The following is an 18041-nucleotide window of genomic DNA, read 5'->3' on the forward strand; positions in this document are numbered from 1 at the left end:
CACGTGCGGCACCTAGTCCTGCTCATCCAGGTCTCCGGTTGCCCGGCTAGCCAGGGCGTCACGGATAGTGACCGGATCGACTGGCCACTTGTTGCCGGTGGAGGGCACCTTGACCCCGTGTGTGGTGGCTAGGCGCTCGCGTAGTGCCTTGCCGGTCAGCTGCCGATAAGGCAGCCAGCGAGGGGCATGCGCGGACAGCAGAGCGGGCAGGTCCGCGACTGGGACCGGCTCGTCACCGAGCACAGCGTCCAGGTCCTCCAGTAGATCCCGGGTGGCCTCGATCGCAGGGGCTCGCGTCGCGGCGCCGGGAACCCTGCCGCGTTCCTCGATCGCAGCCATGGAGCGCTCGATCAGTGGGGTGATCTGGTCGTTGTCCTTGGAGATGTCCAGGAAGTAGACCTGCACGATCTCCGAGCGCTGTCCGGAGAACCCCTTGACCACCGCTGTTCCCTTGTCAGTGCCCGGGATCAGCTCGGTCGCCCGGTGACCACCGGCGTAAGCACCCTGACCCAGCAGGGCGTCGTTGGCCACGTGGTCCCCGACGGCGAACGCGATGCCGTTTGAGCAGTTGCGGGTCACGTCCCGAGGCATCGAGTCCTTGGTCGGCGCCTGGGTGGAGACGATCAGGTGGATTCCGCGCTTGCGACCTAATCGGACGATGTCGCACAAGAGCTTCGAGATCTCCGCGCCGTAGGTGCCGTGCTGGATGGCCACGTGCGCCTCTTCCAGCAGGCAAAACAGCGGGTGGAGCCCGACATTTCGGCTGGCCCACTCCCTGGTGACGGCCGGGATTTCGTAGCGGACCAGCAGCTCACCTCGTGCTTGGACCTCGGCGTGCAGCTCGCGCAGCTGCTCGAGGATCTGTTCGATGTGCTCGTCCTCTGCGCCCATCACGTACCGGGAACAGCGAGGCCGGAACGCTTCGAAGTCGAAGTTGGTGTCCGGTACCCAAATCCGCAGCTCAGCGGTCGGATCCAGGGCGGCGCCGACCATGATGCAGCGGGCCGCCGAGGACTTGCCCTGTCCGGGCTGGCCGCCGGTGATCGTGTTGCGCTCGATCAGTGGCGCCGAGATCGGTGTACCGCGCAGCGTCCGTCCGAACGGGGCGCCCTTGAAAACGTCCACCGCACCGTCTTCGAGCAGCGGATACGCGCCGGCGCCCTCGGCCAGGGCGCCCTTGTCGGCGACCCACAGATCCAGGATGCCGGCTTCGGTGCCGGTAGTCGGCCACACCTCCTTCGCCAGCCTGTGCAGCCCGGTGGCGAGGTCCGCGCGGCGCCGCGCGATCTTCTCCGCCGTGACCCCGGCAGGCAGCCGTAGCACTGCGTGCGTGCCGCGCCCGTCGACTCGGGCTGGGGTGAGGAACTGCATCGGCAGACCCTGCTTGAGGTAGGCGTTGATCTGCGGGATCCGCAACGCCTCCAACGCGCGGGCAATGGTGGTCTCGTCGATCGAGACGTCCATGTCAGCCTCTGCCGAGGTGTTGAGCCATCTCGGTGCGTTGCCGAGCCGGCGGCCTTCTCGGTAGGCGGCCAGCACCAGCCAGAACGGCAGCGACATCAGCAGCGGCGTCCAGGCGATCGCCAGTGCGGTGAGCACCCACCGGATCACGGCCAGGATCCCGAGGATGAAGCTCGTGAACTGGCCTGCACCGGAGATCTCCACGAACAGACCCGTGAGCAAGGTGAGCAGCACGAGCGCCGAGACCGTTCCGAGCGCGACCCGGGCGACCCCGGCGATGAGGGTGGGTAGTTCGCGGACGCGATCGTGACGGGCCTGCTTGACCTGTTCCTTTCGCTCGATCCACTCCCCGACCCGTACGTGATCGCCCATGGCTTCGGCGGCTCGGATCTGCCGGCGGAACGCACCCATCGTGGAGGCGTCCCACGCTCGCCGCAGCCATGACTCCACTCCCTGGTAGATGTGCACGCCGGTACGGGCCGCCAGCCGGCCGGCTTGGGCCGGTCGCTCGGACTGGCGGATGACCAGCGCGGCCTGTGACGCCCGGGCCAACGTCGCCTGGCGGACGGCAACGGCTCGCGAGATCCGCCGGTCAAGCTCGGCGTTCTCCTGCTCGGTGAGCACCTCGGCGTGGATCACCTCGCCCGGCGCCTGTTCGGTGGGGGCGAAGACTCGACCGTCCCCGGTCCTGCCGTTCACGAGCTGCCGGGGATCGTCGTTCGTGAACGGACCGGCCGGCTGGTTCGTGAACGGGTCCTCGGGCTCCTCGTCCGGTCCGACGGGGTTGATAGTCAGCTCAGACATCGTGGGGCTCCTTGCTGTCGACCTGGTGGTTGGCAGAGCCGGCCTGGTGGAACGTCTTGGCGGAGGGACCACCAGGCAGGGTGTTGTCGGTCTGTCCGGTGCGTGCCCGGATCGGGTTGTGGTCGGTTCCTGTGCTGGGCCCGTCGGGGTTTTCTCTATGGGTGCTCACCGGAGTGGTCAGTCCTTCGTTCATGTCAGGTGGTTCCTTGGGGTTCGTGGTTGTTGTGTTCACGCGGCTACCTCCTCTTCAGCACGAGCGGTGGTGTTCGGTAGGTCCGTGACCGGGCCCGTCTGGTCGCGTTCGGCGCGCAGCGCCTTGGCGAGGTTCACTGAGGTGCCGGCCGAGCAGCCGGTGACTTGACGGCACCACACCGGAGTCGGATCGACCTCCGGAGTTAGCGCGGCGCGGGCGTCGGTGAGGTAGTCGGCGAACAGCCGACGTGGCGCCGCCTTCTTAGGCTTGCGGCGGCCCGGTCGCTCGGCACGTGGTGCCGGCGGGCTGGCCGATTTGGGAGTCCGCATCGTCGACGACTCGGGCTGCTCGACAGCCGGGGCCTGCGCGCTGCTGGACTTCTCAGCGGGCTCGTCGATTAAGTGGTGCAGGGTCGCCCCGGCGCCCAGGACCAGGACCGGGAGGCACGAGACGAAGACCACGACGGCGACTGGGGCCTTGGCGTAGCCCTGGATGGTGAGCAGGTGATAGATAACCTGTCCGACCAGGCCCAACCCCAGCCCGCCCATTGAGGACCACTTGGCGAAGCGCCGAGCCTTGACCCGCATCGGCCGCGCCGACAGCCAGGTGCCCAACGCGTACGCCGAGTAGGCCTCCACCCCGACCGGCAGTGTGATCGCCGTGTTGAGCTGCACCTGGTCAGCGATCCCGGGTAGCGGGTGGACCAGCCCGAACGCGCACATCTCCCCCAGGGCGACCCAGCCTGACCAGATCGCGACCGACGCCGGAAGTGCGAGCACCCAGAGCTGCCAGCCGCGGGGCAGCCGTAGCCGGCGCGGCCAGCCCAGCGCGGTGAAAATGTCGATGATGCTCACCGGTTTTCCCCTTCCCACAACATGGCGATCTCGAAGTCCAGGTCGATGAACAGCTCTTCCGCGCCGAGAGGGACGTGGTCGTAGGTCAGCTCCAGGAACTCGGACAGATCGACGGCGTCCAGCTCGAACAGCGCGTAGCCCGAGGGCGAACTCAGCTCCAGCACGGTGATGAACAGCTCGGCCTCATCAGGGCGGATGTGGACGTCTCCGATCCCGGCCGGGGCGTGCAGACCTTCGGCCAGCAACTCCCTACTCAGCACCCACGGCACGTCGCCGGCGTCGGTGCGCCCGGTCTGAAACACCACCCAGACTGCGTAGGGATCAGTGGCGTCCCACCGCAGCTCGACTCGGACCGGCATCGGCTCGCCGTCACCCTGTAGCTGTGCGACCACCAGGGCCGTGACGCTTTCGCTGTTCATCGCCGTTTCCCTTTCCGGCGCGCGCCGTGGGAGGCGTCTTCGATAGTCGTGGTGACCGTGACCAGTCGGCCCACCGTGATCCCGGCCAACAGGCCTGGCACTCCGAGCACCAGCGCCACGGTGCCGAAACTCGGGCTGGCTACGTGGGTCATCACCACCCACTGCGTGACCGCGATGACCGCCCCGACTAGCCCGGAAGTCAGCAAGACTTGCCCGGTACGGGATATCTCTCGGGCCCGGCGTTCGATGGTGCGGCCGGCCTTAGCTCCGGAGTTGAACGCCCATAGCGCGCCGAGCACCGCGAGCACAGCCACAATCCCGGTGTTCATCGGACACCTCCGCCGATCTGGTCCCGGCCGGCGGAGCTTTGGCGCAATACCATGGGGCTCTCCTTGCTGTCGTCCTGGTGGTTGGGAGACCCGGCCCGGTGGAACGTCTTGGCGGAGGGACCGCCGGGCCGGGGTGCAAACCGCTCAGCTGCGTCGTTTGCCGCCATCACCGCTTACCGCCGGTGGCGTCGTCGGCTGATCTGGGGCCGGCCGGCGGAATCGGGCTGGCGTCGTCCGGCTCGCCGGTAGGGATCACGAACAACCGCTCGGCCAGCGGCATCGCCAGGATGTGCTGGGCGTAGACGCGGACTTCTAGGAACCGCTGGGCTGCTTGACCGGCTTGGCTGATGGCCTCCGGTACCTCATCAAGGACGAACAGCCCAACGACTGCACCTGCGATCAGCCAGGCGATCCGACCGCCGGCGGCGTCCAACAACGTCGGGACCGAACCGGCTTTGATGAAAGTGACCGCGACACCGATCACGCCCATGTCGAGCGCCACTCGGAGCAGTGCTGCCAGCAGATCCCGGCGCGACTCGAAAACGGCCTCGCTCGGGTACCGATCAATGATCACCATGTCGCGCTCCTCGTAGTCGTTCGAATTGGTCGGGTTCTCGTTGTGCCAGCTCATCGCTGGTCTCTCCTCTCGGTGCCGCTGTTGTTGTCCTGCTTGCTGTCGTCCTGGTGGTCGGGTGACCCGGCCTGGTGAGACGACTTGGCGGAGGGACCACCAGGGCGAGCCCGCTTCAGGGCTGGGCATGTTGGGCACGGTGGGTGCCTCGGTATCGCTGACGTGGCGTTCCTGGGCGGCCGAGCAGAACCGGCAGGTGCGGTACTCGAACGCGCAGGAACCGTCGGCGAAGAACTCGTCCGCGTGGTCGGCGATTGCCTGGTCACAGCCGCAGGCCAGCCACGGGGTAAACACGTGCGGTCCGTTACAGGCGCGCTCTGGGGGTGCCGGTAGACGGCCAAACCAGCTCATCAGGCCACCTCGCCTACCGGCTGCGAAGCGACGTCGCGCAGTGGCAGCGACCGAACCACGGCGGCAAGGGCCCGGCGCTCCATCCGGCGGCGCCGGCGTTCCGCCGCACTGCCATCCATCAGTGCCGACGTCGGCTCCGGTGACTCGGTGACCGTCCTAGCTACGTCCGCGATCAGGGATGCGATCGCTGTCTCGTCAAGCCCGTCAGGGAAGTAGTTCCTCTGACGTGCGTTGCGTGAGTTGCTCTTCACTGCTCCTCCAAGGGTTTGGGTCCGTTAGTCCCCGACACCCCCACGCCACGCCCCAAGCAAGACGGCAAGACGTGGAGGATCGGCGCACAACGGCGCAGGTGGCAGCCTTGTTGACCTCCGATGACCCGGCCGGCAGCGGGGATCCGCTGGGCACCGGGCAGCGCGTGGCAGGTCTGCCAGAACACGGTTTCCGCTATGGAGTTCTCAAAGAACGAAGGCGCAGCCGTCACGCCAGCCCCGAGAGCTGACTGGAGGTCCAGCGGCCTGGGAGGTGCCCGAACTGGTCGGGCACCAGGCCGGAACGCTGGCGTCCCGCGATGGCGCAGACTGTCAATATCGCGCTCAGTTTGATACTAAATTGGTAGTTAGTCAACAGGCTGGTGTCACTTCACGCTCGATGTTGTTAGTGAGGGCTAGGCTGGGGAGCTGCGACCACAGGAGGGCCGATGGAGCACGACTGGCAGGCCGTTGGCGATGCGCTCACAGCCCGTCTGGACGAGCAGGGCATGACCATGACCGACCTCGCCGGGGCCGCACAGGTCTCTCTCACGACGGTCCGCGAGCTGGTGCATGTGCTGAACACGCGACGCCGTCAGCCGCGAACCCTCGCGGCGATCTCCGAGGCCGTTGGCTGGCCAGCGGACCACCTCGGCAAGGTGCTTCGCGGTCAGATCTCGGCCGTGCCCCGCGACCCGGCCCAACGTGCCGACATGGCAGCCCGACTCGAGGCAGTAGAGAAGCGGCTGGCTGAGATCGAGCGGCAGATTCAGAGCTGACTCTGCGTCCGCTCCGCCGGGCTGATCCGGTTGTTTGTGTGTTCCCGTTGCTTCCATGTGACTAGGAAACCGCGATTCGAACCGCCGCAATAGGCGATCTCTAGTCGCCTTCGCGCTATTCCCAGATCGAATATTCTCGAACGAACTACCCGCAGGTCAGGGCGCTCCAGGCGTCTCCGACGATCTCGCTCAGATCCGATCTTTTTGGCTGCCAACCCAGCTCGGTGCGGATTAGAGAACTGTCGGCCAGTACCTCGGGCGGTTCGTTCGCCGGAGGGCGGCGGCGCAGGGGGACTGGTCGTCCAGTCGCGGACTCGGTGGCCGCAATGACGTCGCTGACCTTGGTGCGGCGGCCACTACCGACGTTGTAGGTGCGCCAGGTGCCGGGCTCGCACGCGGCCAGGGCAAGGGAGAACGCTGCCGCCATGTCCGCCACGTGGACGAAGTCGCGGACCGCCGATCCATCGCCGTTGACCACCATCTCTGGCGCCCGACCTTGCTGGACAGCCAGGAGCTTCGGTATGAGTCGGCTCTCGTCCAGGTCCCCGCGTCCGTACGCCGCGCCGGCGATGTTGACGGCGCGGAGGCTGGTAGCTCCGATCGCGCCGGTCGCGGCAAGGTCTGCCGACGCTTGGTCTGCTGCGAGCTTGCTGGTCCCGTACGGGCTGCTCGGATCCAGGGGAGTGGTCTCTGTCATCGGCTGTACTGCCTGTGTGCCGTAGACGGCGCAGGTAGATGCCAGGACGATCCGAGTGGGTGCTGTTGCTTCGAGGAGCCCGCTCAGGATGGCGAGCGTCCCCCCGACATTGGTCTCCCAGTAGTCGAGGGGTCGAGCGAAGGATTCGCGGACCTTGGCTATGCCGGCCAGGTGGCAGACGCCCTCGATACCCGTGAGCGCCCGGCGAGTCGCCTCACGGTCGCGAAGGTCGCCGACCGCGCGCGCCACGCCTTTCGGTACCTCAGCGGTGTCGGTGCGGGTGAGCGCAGTGACTTCGTGGCCTTCGGCGACCAGGAGAGACGCAACCGCGAAGCCGACGAACCCGCTTGCGCCAGTAACGAGAACCCTCATCGGCCCAGCAGCGTGTGGCGGTGCTGCCACGCCAGCTCAATGCAAGCACGGGAGATTGGCGACAGTGGCTCCGAGCGCAGGCGCTCCCGGGCATCCGACGTGAACGGGATGCCAACGGTCGGTCGGCCAGCTTGCGTGCTGATTGCCTCACCCTCCTCGTTGACTGCCACCATCTCCGAGAACAGCTCATCAAACGTCGGGGCCTCGATGACAGCGACTGTGAGCAGCTCAACCCACAAGGTCAGTGGTTCGAGCACCATCGCGCAGGCGGAGACGCGGAAGTCGCCGGCTTGGCGAGCCTTCTTGAAGGATGCGAACGGCTCGTCCGTGTCGTAGTCGATCGGATCGATGCTGTTGCCGTCGTGCTCGGCGTTGCCGAGGAACTCCTCCGAGAACTCGCGCTGGATGTTGCGCCAGAGCGAGAAGTCATTCGACTGGTGAGCCGGCGCTATGGCGGCCGGTTGGAACACGCCTGCTGGCGCAACGTGGTACATGCCGCCGGCGGCCGCGACTGCCTTCGCATCGCGCCGGTGCAGGTACATGCGGTGGCCTTCGATCGGGTCACGCCGGATGGTGAGCGTGTTGATGCTCGGCAGCATCGGTCGCTTCAACAGGTCGAACGGATCCATGATCGCCCGACGGAACGGTAGGTCCGCAAAGCTCGGGCGCTTCCGACCTGCGTTCAGCCAGGCCAGAGCGAACTCATGGCCCAATGCCTCGCCGACGTCGAGTACGTCGAAGTAGCTGGTGTAGTTGAACCCGAGTGCGCCTCGGTTGCCGGCCCACTCAACGTCGAGCAGCCGGTAGCTCACCCGGTTGTCGAGCAGCTTTGGTCGCGCGAGATCTCGGAGTGCACGCGAGTAGCGGTCGTAGCGCTTGCCAGTCGCCATCAACGGGCGCGCTTGAGCAGACTCGGACGACCTGCCATCCAGCTCGGTGCAAGGCGATTCTGGGCGCCACGCCAGGTCGACGTTGACCAGGTCAACGGGCGAGTCGGGCACCCACTCTGGCAGCGTCAGGACTGACGTCCCCGGGATGCGCTGCTCACGGGGATAGAGGTCGGCGGCCAGGTCTCCCAAGTGAGCGCGGTTCGCGTTCAGTTCGCGCCTAACGGCCCGCCAGCGCTCCTGACTGTCATGGACCGTGCCCGGCTTGTCGCTCACCAGGGCGGCGTGGGGGACGGAGTCCTGGGAGTGATCGGGGAGCACCCCTAACCGTTCAGGTGGGATGCCCAGCGTGGTGGCGATGTGGCGCAGCTCAGAGACGTCTCTAAGTGCCTGTGAGCCCTTCTCCAACTTGGACAAGCGGGACTGGGTCGTGCGGAGCTTGACTGCGGCCTCCTGCTGCGTCAGGTTCTCCCGCGTCCGGTACCAGCGGATGACCTCGCCGACATCCGAACCGTCAGGCGGTGCCGACGCGGCATGCGCAACCTGCAACCACTCTTGACCTGTCGAGGTAAGCCCCACGGTTCCCCCCCGTGCCGTAGTGAATGCGTCCAATGATCGCAGGGGTACGACGGCATGTCAGGGGTTGAGCCATGGCCTGAGCCTGCTAGCTGACGTTTGCCGCCGTCTGGGCATCGCTCGTGCTCGTCCGGCCATGGATAGTTGGCCGTCGTGTCTCCGCGTAGTGGGCCTCCTCGCCCGGGACAGTGTGCAGTACCTTCAGGTGCCTCCCCAGTACTTGCCAGTGAAGGTGGCTCAAGATCCCGATGGAATCGCCGCAGAACTATGGCTCACCTGGTCCGCGTCGTCCATGCGGGAGCAGGGACTGTGAGGTTTTTCCTGTGCGGATGGCAGTACGACCCGAACTGTGCCTGTGCGGAGAGACTGACAACCGTAGTCTTTACAGTTCGCAGACCCCATTCGATCTTGCACGTGCTGGGTTGGCCGAGATCGGCGGGTCATGACTGCTTTGGTCCCTAGAATGTCAGGCGCTCTCCGCGTTGTAGACCTCTTCTGCGGCGCAGGAGGGCTCTCGGAGGGGTTTCGGCAAGCTGGGTATCGAGTCATTGCAGGTAGTGACCAGGATCCCGATGCCATCGCTACATACGAGGCCAACTTCCCGGCAGCTCGCGTTTTGTGTGGGGACGTGCGGGACTCCGCTCTCCGCGAACAGCTCGCCGAGGTGACAGCCACGGCTGATGTACTCGTGGGTGGACCACCGTGCCAAGCGTTCTCTCAAGTCCGCAACCATACTCGCCTGATCGACGACCCTCGAAATAGCCTGTACCGAGAATTCGTCCGCGCGGTGCAGAACGCGCGCCCCATCGGATTCCTTATGGAGAACGTACCTGGGATGGCACAAATGGGGGTCAAGGAACAGGTTCAAGCGGACCTTGAGCTCGATGGTGAATACCGAGTCTCCGCCCAGCTTGTGGACGCTGCCGACTTCGGCGTGCCGCAAACGCGCAAGCGCCTGCTGTTCCTCGGGGTGCGCTCAGACCTCGGAACTGAACCTCCGTCGCTGACCGGAACGGGCGCAACCGGCGCCCTACAGCTAGTCAGACTCCCTCGCGGGATTGCCCGCTCGGAGGAGAGTCTGAGGTCTGGGTACGCCGTCACCGCACGGACTGACGAGGTAGGTGAGATGCTTGCTGTCCGCCTTGCTGACGCGCTCGACGAGGGCCTGGTGTCAGTCTCACAGGCTATTGGCGACCTAGCTCAGCTACATCCTGGCAGGCGTGCAGAGACGCTCGAGACCGGCGAGCTCCCAGTGGCGACGTCGGCCTACCAGAAGCTAATGCGGGCCGGTTGTCGAGCCGCGCTGACCAACGTCAGCGTGCCGCGCTGCCAACGGGACACGGTTCTTCGACTCGCCGGCATCCCTCCCGGAGGAAACCACCGCGACCTTCCCGACTACCTCCGCGCTCGATACCTGAGTGGCGCGAAGTGGGGGCCCAGCAATGGCAGCGGGCGTCTAGGTCGCTCCCACTACTACGCCTACCGAAGGCTGCATTCCGACCTGTGGGCATGGACCCTCAACACCAAGGCAGACTGTGCCTACCACTACTCGGTCCCTAGATCACTGAGTGTCCGCGAGTTCGCCAGGCTCCAAAGCTTTCCGGATCGGTTTCACTTCACCACCGATTGTCGGAACGGTATTCTGCCCGGGCGAATCAGCGGCGGCGCGGCACACTCTCGTTACCGCCAAGTCGGTAACGCTGTGCCACCATCGCTTGCCGCAGCCGCAGCAGCCGCGTTGCGGCTCTCCCTCGTGGATCCTTGCGATCGAGCCATACAAATTGACTACCCGTTGATTCAGATGTGAGTTGGATGTCGTCAGAGTTCTTCGAAATGAAGCCTCATACCGACTCCGATGGGGCTGCTGTCCTCCGCTGTTTGGATACCGGGATACCCAGGACAGCAAACCGAGGCGCAAGTCGTCCATCATCAAGCGCTCGCACCCCTCGCGAGGCGAGCGCGGCCGCGTCAACCGCCAGTACCGCTGGAGTGCGGCGGCGGATGCAAGCCCAACGCACGCGTGACACTCGACCTGAGCTCGAATTGCGGCGCTTCTTGCACGCTCTGGGGATGCGCTACCGCGTGGATCGTGCGCCGCTCCCCGGGATGCGTCGACGAGCCGACCTCGTATTCGGACCAGCACGGGTCGCGGTGTACGTCGATGGCTGCTTCTGGCACGGCTGCGCACATCACGGCAATCGGCCTGCCCGAAACAGCGAGTACTGGGAGGCGAAACTTGACGGCAATAGACGCCGCGACGCCGACACTGATGCGAAGCTCACAGCGGCAGGATGGCTGTCGCTGCGAGTATGGGAGCACGAGCCTGTAGAGGATGCCGCTGCTCGGATTGCCGCGTCCGTACGTCGGCGTCTGCCCCAGCGGAGAGTACGTCATTCAGATGAGGTAGGGCTGAAGTAGCCGAGCCTCGTCTCGAGCCTGGTGCCGGTGACGAGCCCGCGGTCCAGAAACCTGTTGAACTCTTCGCATGCGGTTTCCGGTACCAGCGCACAGGAGTGGCAGGCTGCGAGGTTGCATGAGTCCGGGCCCTGACCGCCGGAGTTGCCTGATTCCATGCATATCGGATCGGCAGAACACCATTGAGCGTTGCCGAGGGCCGATTCGACCACACTCTCGAACATCCCGGGCCTGCCCATTCGAACGAGCCCGCCCATTGTGCCCTCACTGTCTCCTGCAGCGGTATAGATGAGGACTGCGGCCATGTCATCACCGACAAATAGCCGCTCGCGGAGCGAAGCGCTGCTGTAACCGCAGTCGAATGTCAGCTGATTCATCAGTAGGTGCGAGAGGGTGTGAAGGAGTACGAACCGGGCAGTGACGTCGCGGTCGCGCAGTTGCCGCTGTTGTTGTGCGATCGCGTAAAGCGAACCAAGACGATTGGCCCGCTCCCGAACGCGTGCCTGACCTTCCCACTCCCGAAGTCTGTCAGCGTGCAGGCGCAGCAGAATACCCTCGCCGTTGACCACATACGCTGGGAGCCAATCATGCGACGCGCCATTTTGGCGAAGCAGTAATTTGCGGTCGGTCAGTCCGAACGCTGAATCGGCGTTGATCCGGCTGAACCCATAGAGTGCGCGCGTCTCACGCAATCGTTCCACGAGTCGCATGCCGTAAAGGTGGCTTCCGGTGATTCCCGAATAGGGCCGATCTGGCGATTTAATCTTGAGTTCTGGTTTGTCGTAAGTACCTGTAAGTGCTTTATACTCAGGCTCACGGAAACTCATCTCGTTCCACTCTTCGCCGGGCGCGCCAGCAGGTTCCGTAACCTTCTCGAGCGAAATGAAATCGAGCGCTTCCTGTACTTGTGTGTCGGTGTATGGCTTGAGCAGCCTCTGAGCTGTCTTGTGCAGCCGGAGTTTAGCCGGGCTGGCCTCGTGCCCTGCATTATCTCGGGTGTCGATAAAGAATCTGATGAAGGTCCCAAAGTCTCCCGTGCTGAGGATCTCGAACAGCTTAGGGTCGATATCACGTTCTTGCGGCAGGAAGATCGCGCTGCGCACCAGTGCGTAGTAGACGTTAGCCGCAGCCCTTAGGCTCCCGCGTAGGGGTTGGCCGCAGCCTTTTCCTATAGCCGTGCCGTGCCACACCGATACGCCCGGGCAGGCATAGAGCTCGTTGCCGCCTGCTAAGTTGTCGGAGAGGAATGAACTAGCAGGTCTGTTATCGCGCGAGGGAATACCATCGGTTACGCGCGCCATTGTGCGCCTTGCTTTGCAGCTTGTGCATTCTACGAGCTGTGCAGCGAGGCTGGCCGCGCCTGTGCCTCGCAGGGTTAGTGGTCCCCGACAGCTTGGGTTTACGTCCCTGTGGACCCACTCGATGAAAGGGAAGTCCTGTAGGTGCCCGTAGTCGCAAATGGCGACAAAAGGTACCTGCGAGATGATGGGACCTTTCTTTCCGGACTGGGCGCATCTCCCGCACCGAGGTGTCTCGCGGTAGTCGAGCGTGAGCTGGCTCAAGTGTTTGCAGCGCCGGCAGAAATACCAAGTTGGAAAGCGAAGAAATGGGACTGTGAGGTACAGGTTCGGTTGGTCGCTCGCGCCATAGGCATTCCTCCGCCAATCGGGCGGTGTGCGGAATCCGGTTACCCCCAGCGCTGCCTCCAGGCGCCATTCTGTGATATCGAACTCGTCTTCTTCGATCCTGTCTGTGTCGCCATTCGACCGCTCAAACCAGTGGTCCAGGCCTGCGGCGACTACTCCAGTTCCGTCTGAGAGCACTGTCATCGATCCCACGCCGAATGGCGCGACCAGTTGGGCGCGGCGTATATTTCCGTAACTCACAGGTCGACCTCCTCGGCCCCGGCAGCGCGTCTGTATGCGCTACTTACTTCGACCCTGCAGTCTGCGTCGACGTCCCGCATCGAGTTGGGCGTAGCCCATGACAGCTTCCTTGCCTCGTCGGGGACCCATTGTCCGGCTCGACGCAGTAGCGGAACGTTTTCACCGGCACCCGAGGCCTGCCATTCCGTGCGCTGCCATTGTCTCCACTCGTGTAGTCGTCTGCGAAGTACTCGCTTTAGCTCATCGCTCTCGGCTGGATCCACCGCTGCTACACGTTTGATGAGCAGATCACCGGCCCGCGCGGTCAGCTCTTCATCGAATGGCCAAGGGGCGAGCTTCTCGGAACCGAGTTGCCGAACCAGCGCTACAAGGACGCCATGGAGAGCGCGGTCGAGCACAGGCGGCGAGAATGGTGTCGCGCTAGTCGGCTCGACTTGGGCATAAAGCCGTGAATGGTAAGAGCGAAAATGTTCGAAGTGGGAGCGATCGCGCGGTTTGCTGGCCCCGTAGATGGTCGCGACGAGGCCGGGCCGGTCCTTCCATCGACGACCTACGCGACCTGTCACCTGAATGTACTGTGAGGTGGACTTGGGTTGGCCGACAACTGCCATGACACTGAGTCGGTCGATGTCGATTCCGACTTCAATGATGTTCGATGCGATGCAGACGTCAAGTGCGCTCCCACTCTTGTAGGGACGCTGCAAGTCTTCGATGGCCTGTGGTATCTCGTCGTGCCGCAGCCGGCTGGTGAGCTCCTTGGTTCTAGGGAGTCTGCGAACTTCCGACCAGTCAGTGCCGTACCTGGTGTGCAGGACATTGAGATAGTCGGGAATGTCAGACTGGAGGAGCGTGAGTGAGGTTCCGAGTTCGCGAAGGCTATTGAAGAAAGACAGGAGGGTCCACCAAGGATCTCGCTGTTGTTCGGGTAGGTTCTCTGCCGCCTGCAGCAGTGCCGCGAACGTGCGAACTTGCGCTGTCTGCGTTGAGCCGAGTCCCGGGGCGTGGATTCCGACGTACATGCGCCCTGGTGACAGGGTGCCATTGGCCTCGCGCGCGTACTGGGCGAAGAACGAGTCGGCGGCATTGAGGCCATGCGGTGGGAAGAGTCGCACATCATCGCGCGCGTAGAGCGCCTTGGCTTGGTCTTCGTATCTGCGTACTGTCGCGGTCGACGTCACGATCTTTGGCTTGATGCTGCGACCCTGACGTTTGTCGGTGCACAGCGCCTCGATCGCGGTTTCATAGAGGCCAACCATGGAACCCAGAGGGCCGCTGATGAGGTGCAGCTCGTCCTGAATGATGAGCTCAGGTGGGCTAGCGACTCGGTTTCCGTCTGGTCCAATGCCGAAAATGCGGCGTGCCTCGGGCCGCCAGGTGAGCGCAGCGAACTTATCCACTGTGCCGAGCAGGAAGTCCGGCGGAGATTGGTAGATCGCCTCGTCGACTACGCTGACCGGAAGTCCTTCGCGATTATTGTAGGGACAGAGCCGCTCCGGACATTGGAAGATGACTTCGCCCCCGGACTCGGTGTATCCGGCGACTCGGACTCCCTTTGCGGGTGGATTGTCAAGCGGTCCCAGCTGTGCGGCGCACCACGGGCACCGCAGCAAGAGGAATGGGTTCTCTGCCTTCTTGTCTGGCTTCTGCATCTTACGCAATGCGCTTTTGGCGTCAACGTGAAAGTTGGGAGTTGTTCCTCCGCCCAGCCAGACTCCGATTCGGAAGGGTCCGCCAAGCTCTGGGTGTGCCTTGCGCTGTTGGTCGAGCGCACAGATAAGCGCAGCGGCACGGCTAAACTGCTGGGTTGTCAAAAGCCGCAGGGTGTAGCGCATCAGCACCTGTACCCCGTTGTCGGCAGGATGTTTGAGGCGTCGTAGCAGAATCGAAACTGCTGCGAGCCCCAGGTAAGCTTCTGTCTTACCGCCTCCAGTTGGAAAGAAGATCAGCTCGACGCTGTCGCGGTCCGGATCGCGCGGATCCACGATGCTGGGCAGCGTCGCTAACATGAAGCCAATCTGGAAGGCGCGCCACGCACGTTCCCCTCTGCCGTCGGGTGCAGGGTTCGGCGCTCCCTCCACGACGAAGCGGCCCCCTTCGTTGCGGGTAGGGCGGGTGGGCCTGGCGCTGCGCAGCTGCTGCTCGAGCATGGCGGCATTCATCAGCTGAAACGCCTTCGCAACGTGGGCGTCGCTCGTGAGTAGCCGGAGTCCGGCACGCATGCGATTTAGTGCGTACCCGCATTCGTGCAGGTGTCGCGCTGCGGTCGTGCTGTGGGGTTCGGAGAGGGCTTGAGCCTCGACCTTTCTTTGCTCGATCCAGTGCGCGTACTCGTCGACGACGCGTCGCAGGGTCGCTCGTCCGTCGTCATGAGGGTCCTCTCCCGCGAGGGGGGCGATCGGGACAGTGATGGCTGTGCCGTCTTCCAACGTGATCTCGGGCGTGATGCTAGGCGTTTCGAACGTGGGCATCGCCTCAGCGGAAAGGACGAGATTTCCTTCGTCCCGCTGCCAGTCTGCTGCGCAGCCGTGTCCGACTGCGTACGTCGCCTCATCGCGGTAGAGCAGGTTGAAGCTCGCAACCTCGGGGTCCTTGGTGTGCTCCTCACGGTCGGGGTAGGGCTCGAAACAGGCTGCCCCGGATGTGCGAAGACGCATGTGGACCTGGAATAGGCAGCGTCCGTCGAGGGGACGTGCGTTGCTGGTGCGGTTCACTAGTGTTGCGGTGATAAGGCTTTGCCGGGCCCCCCACGGCCGACAGTAGAGCTCGAGGGAGAGGTTCAGCGCCGGCCAGTGCTCGGATAAGTCACATGGCACTACCTTGCTCTCGACGTTGAGGATCTCATCTGCTCGGATCGAGGCGGTGGTCGCCGCAGGTTTTCGTAGCCACCATTCGCGGGGTTTACCGTCACTATGAACGTGAATCTGCGAGTACGTCGCCCCGCTCACATCTAAGAGAATCTGCGCATCGTCTCGGCCCAGAGTGACTAGGAAGCTAAGGCCCATTGCGCTAGGTTTGAAGGAGTTCGCCAGTGATACATCGAAATCTCCGGAATCCGCAGCTCCGGGGATGCTGCGGTGCCGAGACGTGTCGTCAGGCGTGGACCTGGCGGCGCCTTGCTGGTCGTCTGTGCCCTGGCCACCGCTGGCGGCCAGGTCGTCGCCCGGTTCTGGCCTCTGACGTGGGGGGTAGAGAACAGCCACCCCATAGCGCCGCGTAGGCGGATCCCGCTGGAGAATTTCCTCGCCCGTCACGCTATCGACCCAGGGCCCGTAGCTGTCCTCCGGATTCAGAAAGTGGACAGTTTCGTCCTTGATCTCCAGGTGATGTCCCGCTGGGCGCGGTCCGACTAGCTCCTGCCTGAGCGCATTCAGGACGGCTTCGCGGCCGCTGGTCTGGTGGATATTGGGCGTGGTCACGCAGTGGCCTCCGTCGCGAAAAATCGGGGAGTCGCGAGTTGCTTCAGCATGGTTCTGGTGGATTCGTGAGCTATCACGATCAGCCACTCCGTCGGCCGGCTTAGCGCTACGTAGAGCTCGGCTTGGGCAGCCTCACTCGTGATGTCGTCGACGCCAGTGAGGATCACGACAGGGGCTTCTAGCCCCTTGAATGAGTGCACAGTGCGAGCGGTGACCCAGCCTGGCTTCGTCGTGTCGCCCGAGTCAACGCGGTGACGCCACGGTTCGTCTGCGGGCAGGTTGCACAAAGCGGGGTTGTTACGCGTGTTACTCAGCACTGCGACGTCCCCAGCTTCGATCTTGTGGTTGCGCAAACGAGCGAAGACGGATGCGAGAACCTGCGCCTGATCCTGCTGTTGGCCGTAGAAGAAAGTCCTCGGCATGTGACCATTGTCGGGCCGCAAGATCCGGCGGTAGCCGCTCTCGAGGCCGGCGACCGCACGGGTGTACTCGGCGACGGAGGGCGTGTTCCTGCAGTTGGTAAACAGGTCGAAGCGGACTGCGTCGGGCGCACGTTGAAGCAGTTCGTTGAGATGCCCGGTACCGCCGTACAGTGCCTGCCGCTCGAGGTCGCTGAAGAACGTCCAGTGCCCGGCGGCCAAGCCGTCGCTAAGAGACGCGTCCATGCAGTCCAGATAGTTGCCGGTGAGTAGGTCCTGGGCCTCGTCGACAACGAGCACGTCGTGGGTGGGTCCTGTCGATAGCAGTCGCTCCAGGGCCAGATCGGGCAGGGTCGTGGCCCACCAAGAGGAGTTGTCGTTGGCACTGGGCCGGCCGGCAATCTCATGAAGGTAGGAGTGCCAGGTCCTCACGTCATAGCGGGCGCCTTGTGCCTGTGCCTGCGACTGCAGCCACTGTGCGAGCGATCGGTTATAGCAGGCCAGCAGCACTCTCGCGCCGGATGCGGCGGCGCGGCGGGCGGCCTCCATGGCGAGGAACGTCTTGCCAGTGCCGGCGGGGCCGTTGAAGTGCAGGCGCCTGACGCTGGCGAGCGAGTCGAGGGCGTCGTACTGCTCTTCAGTGAATCGCAGGAGTTCGTCGCGCGTGCGCGCCCGAGTCGTCTTCCTGCTCTCGTACAACTCGAGAGACGGCCGAAGCTTGCGGACAATGATGTCTACTTGCTCGCTAGTGGGTTCGAGGCTGTCCGCGAGCCAAATCTTGCCTATAGACCGGTAGTGCTCGCGTGCCGAGGTGAGGACCTTGGTGACGTTGGCGTCGATGGGCCGGGCAAGCAGCGCCCGTGCATCGAGGAGTTGCCACGGATGCCACTCAGCAGGGTGCTGCTGGTCGCAATCGGCGTGAGTGAAGGCGACGGCGCTGGCGAAGGGAATTCCCTCGAGCGCCGGGGCATGACGCGTGAGTTCCCTGCGAGTGCTGTGCATGGCGTCCGCCGCTTGCCTAAAGGGCGAGCGGGCGGTTGGGATTTCTCTCCCGAGGTGCCACAGTCCACCGCTGTCGCGGTGCGCCCGCTTGTGGGCCTTCACCTCAAGACAAAGTACCCCGAGCGCGGGTACGACGATCACGAAGTCGGTTTCGCCCTCGGTCTGTCTGACATGACGTGGAAGGGAGAGGCTGTGCAGGACGGTCCACTGCGCGGTCCCGGGTGCGTTGGCCAACTTGTTGAACAGAAGCTTCTCGCCGGGGCTTGTAGTCTCGGGGTCTACGAAGGCCGGGATCATCCGCG

Annotated in this window: 14 protein-coding genes; 3 read left to right on the plus strand and 11 right to left on the minus strand. The window is 64.2% G+C overall.

Features of this window, described 5'->3' with window-relative positions; genetic code table 11:
* Nucleotides 1-12 precede the first annotated feature (12 nt).
* From ACTXG6_RS06595 to ACTXG6_RS06620, 6 genes are all read right to left on the minus strand, one after another.
* Complete coding sequence (locus tag ACTXG6_RS06595; protein WP_445186871.1) at nt 13-2265, minus strand: cell division protein FtsK; 2253 nt, start codon at nt 2263-2265, stop codon at nt 13-15.
* A complete protein-coding gene (locus tag ACTXG6_RS06600; protein ID WP_445186872.1) occupies nt 2258-2458 on the minus strand; it encodes a hypothetical protein in 201 nt (66 codons plus the stop codon). Before ACTXG6_RS06600 ends, ACTXG6_RS06595 begins: the two co-directional genes overlap by 8 nt.
* 35 nt (nt 2459-2493) lie before the next feature.
* A complete protein-coding gene (locus ACTXG6_RS06605) occupies nt 2494-3312 on the minus strand; it encodes a hypothetical protein (protein WP_445186873.1) in 819 nt (272 codons plus the stop codon).
* Entirely contained in the window at nt 3309-3731 is a 423-nt protein-coding gene (locus ACTXG6_RS06610; RefSeq protein ID WP_445186874.1) for an SsgA family sporulation/cell division regulator, read from the minus strand. Before ACTXG6_RS06610 ends, ACTXG6_RS06605 begins: the two co-directional genes overlap by 4 nt.
* Nucleotides 3728-4060 (minus strand): hypothetical protein, encoded by a 333-nt coding sequence (locus ACTXG6_RS06615; RefSeq protein ID WP_445186875.1) that lies wholly within the window; start codon nt 4058-4060, stop codon nt 3728-3730. Before ACTXG6_RS06615 ends, ACTXG6_RS06610 begins: the two co-directional genes overlap by 4 nt.
* A 166-nt stretch (nt 4061-4226) precedes the next feature.
* The gene (locus ACTXG6_RS06620; RefSeq protein WP_445186876.1) at nt 4227-4985 is read right to left on the minus strand and encodes a hypothetical protein; all 759 of its coding nucleotides are present in this window, start codon (nt 4983-4985) and stop codon (nt 4227-4229) included.
* A 754-nt stretch (nt 4986-5739) separates the two neighbouring features.
* Between ACTXG6_RS06620 and ACTXG6_RS06625 the strand changes: the two genes are divergently transcribed.
* Nucleotides 5740-6069 (plus strand): helix-turn-helix domain-containing protein, encoded by a 330-nt coding sequence (locus ACTXG6_RS06625; RefSeq protein WP_445186877.1) that lies wholly within the window; start codon nt 5740-5742, stop codon nt 6067-6069.
* A gap of 145 nt (nt 6070-6214) precedes the next feature.
* Here ACTXG6_RS06625 and ACTXG6_RS06630 read toward each other — a convergent pair whose 3' ends face one another.
* Both ACTXG6_RS06630 and ACTXG6_RS06635 read right to left on the minus strand, forming a co-directional pair.
* Nucleotides 6215-7138: an NAD-dependent epimerase/dehydratase family protein gene (locus tag ACTXG6_RS06630; protein WP_445186878.1), complete on the minus strand. Its 924-nt coding sequence runs from the start codon at nt 7136-7138 to the stop codon at nt 6215-6217.
* The gene (locus ACTXG6_RS06635; protein WP_445186879.1) at nt 7135-8574 is read right to left on the minus strand and encodes a helix-turn-helix domain-containing protein; all 1440 of its coding nucleotides are present in this window, start codon (nt 8572-8574) and stop codon (nt 7135-7137) included. Before ACTXG6_RS06635 ends, ACTXG6_RS06630 begins: the two co-directional genes overlap by 4 nt.
* 490 nt (nt 8575-9064) lie before the next feature.
* Between ACTXG6_RS06635 and ACTXG6_RS06640 the strand changes: the two genes are divergently transcribed.
* A complete protein-coding gene (locus tag ACTXG6_RS06640; RefSeq protein WP_445189932.1) occupies nt 9065-10408 on the plus strand; it encodes a DNA cytosine methyltransferase in 1344 nt (447 codons plus the stop codon).
* Nucleotides 10409-10434: 26 nt separating this feature from the next.
* Nucleotides 10435-11019 carry a very short patch repair endonuclease gene (locus ACTXG6_RS06645; protein ID WP_445189933.1) on the plus strand — a complete coding sequence of 195 codons (585 nt, stop codon included), beginning with the start codon at nt 10435-10437 and terminating at the stop codon, nt 11017-11019.
* On the opposite strand, the gene drmB is transcribed toward ACTXG6_RS06645, so the two are convergent.
* Genes drmB through ACTXG6_RS06660 form a run of 3 tightly spaced genes read right to left on the minus strand, consistent with a single transcriptional unit; the run spans nt 10992 to nt 18036 of the window.
* Entirely contained in the window at nt 10992-12902 is a 1911-nt protein-coding gene (gene drmB, locus ACTXG6_RS06650; RefSeq protein WP_445186880.1) for a DrmB family protein, read from the minus strand. The two genes, ACTXG6_RS06645 and drmB, sit on opposite strands and share 28 nt — an antisense overlap.
* Nucleotides 12899-16318: a helicase-related protein gene (locus ACTXG6_RS06655; RefSeq protein WP_445186881.1), complete on the minus strand. Its 3420-nt coding sequence runs from the start codon at nt 16316-16318 to the stop codon at nt 12899-12901. The genes drmB and ACTXG6_RS06655 overlap by 4 nt, the downstream gene beginning before the upstream one ends.
* The gene (locus ACTXG6_RS06660; protein WP_445189934.1) at nt 16315-18036 is read right to left on the minus strand and encodes an NERD domain-containing protein; all 1722 of its coding nucleotides are present in this window, start codon (nt 18034-18036) and stop codon (nt 16315-16317) included. Before ACTXG6_RS06660 ends, ACTXG6_RS06655 begins: the two co-directional genes overlap by 4 nt.
* Between the last annotated feature and the right edge of the window lie 5 nt (nt 18037-18041).

It is taken from the genome of Pseudonocardia sp. Cha107L01, assembly GCF_052566575.1.

Coding starts and splice junctions, on each gene's coding strand:
- ACTXG6_RS06660 (WP_445189934.1), bottom strand. CDS start 18,036: ATGATCCCGGCCTTCGTAGACCCCGAGACTACAAGCCCCGGCGAGAAG.
- ACTXG6_RS06645 (WP_445189933.1), top strand. CDS start 10,435: ATGAAGCCTCATACCGACTCCGATGGGGCTGCTGTCCTCCGCTGTTTG.
- ACTXG6_RS06625 (WP_445186877.1), top strand. CDS start 5,740: ATGGAGCACGACTGGCAGGCCGTTGGCGATGCGCTCACAGCCCGTCTG.
- ACTXG6_RS06610 (WP_445186874.1), bottom strand. CDS start 3,731: ATGAACAGCGAAAGCGTCACGGCCCTGGTGGTCGCACAGCTACAGGGT.
- ACTXG6_RS06595 (WP_445186871.1), bottom strand. CDS start 2,265: ATGTCTGAGCTGACTATCAACCCCGTCGGACCGGACGAGGAGCCCGAG.
- ACTXG6_RS06630 (WP_445186878.1), bottom strand. CDS start 7,138: ATGAGGGTTCTCGTTACTGGCGCAAGCGGGTTCGTCGGCTTCGCGGTT.
- ACTXG6_RS06600 (WP_445186872.1), bottom strand. CDS start 2,458: ATGAACGAAGGACTGACCACTCCGGTGAGCACCCATAGAGAAAACCCC.
- ACTXG6_RS06615 (WP_445186875.1), bottom strand. CDS start 4,060: ATGAACACCGGGATTGTGGCTGTGCTCGCGGTGCTCGGCGCGCTATGG.
- ACTXG6_RS06640 (WP_445189932.1), top strand. CDS start 9,065: ATGTCAGGCGCTCTCCGCGTTGTAGACCTCTTCTGCGGCGCAGGAGGG.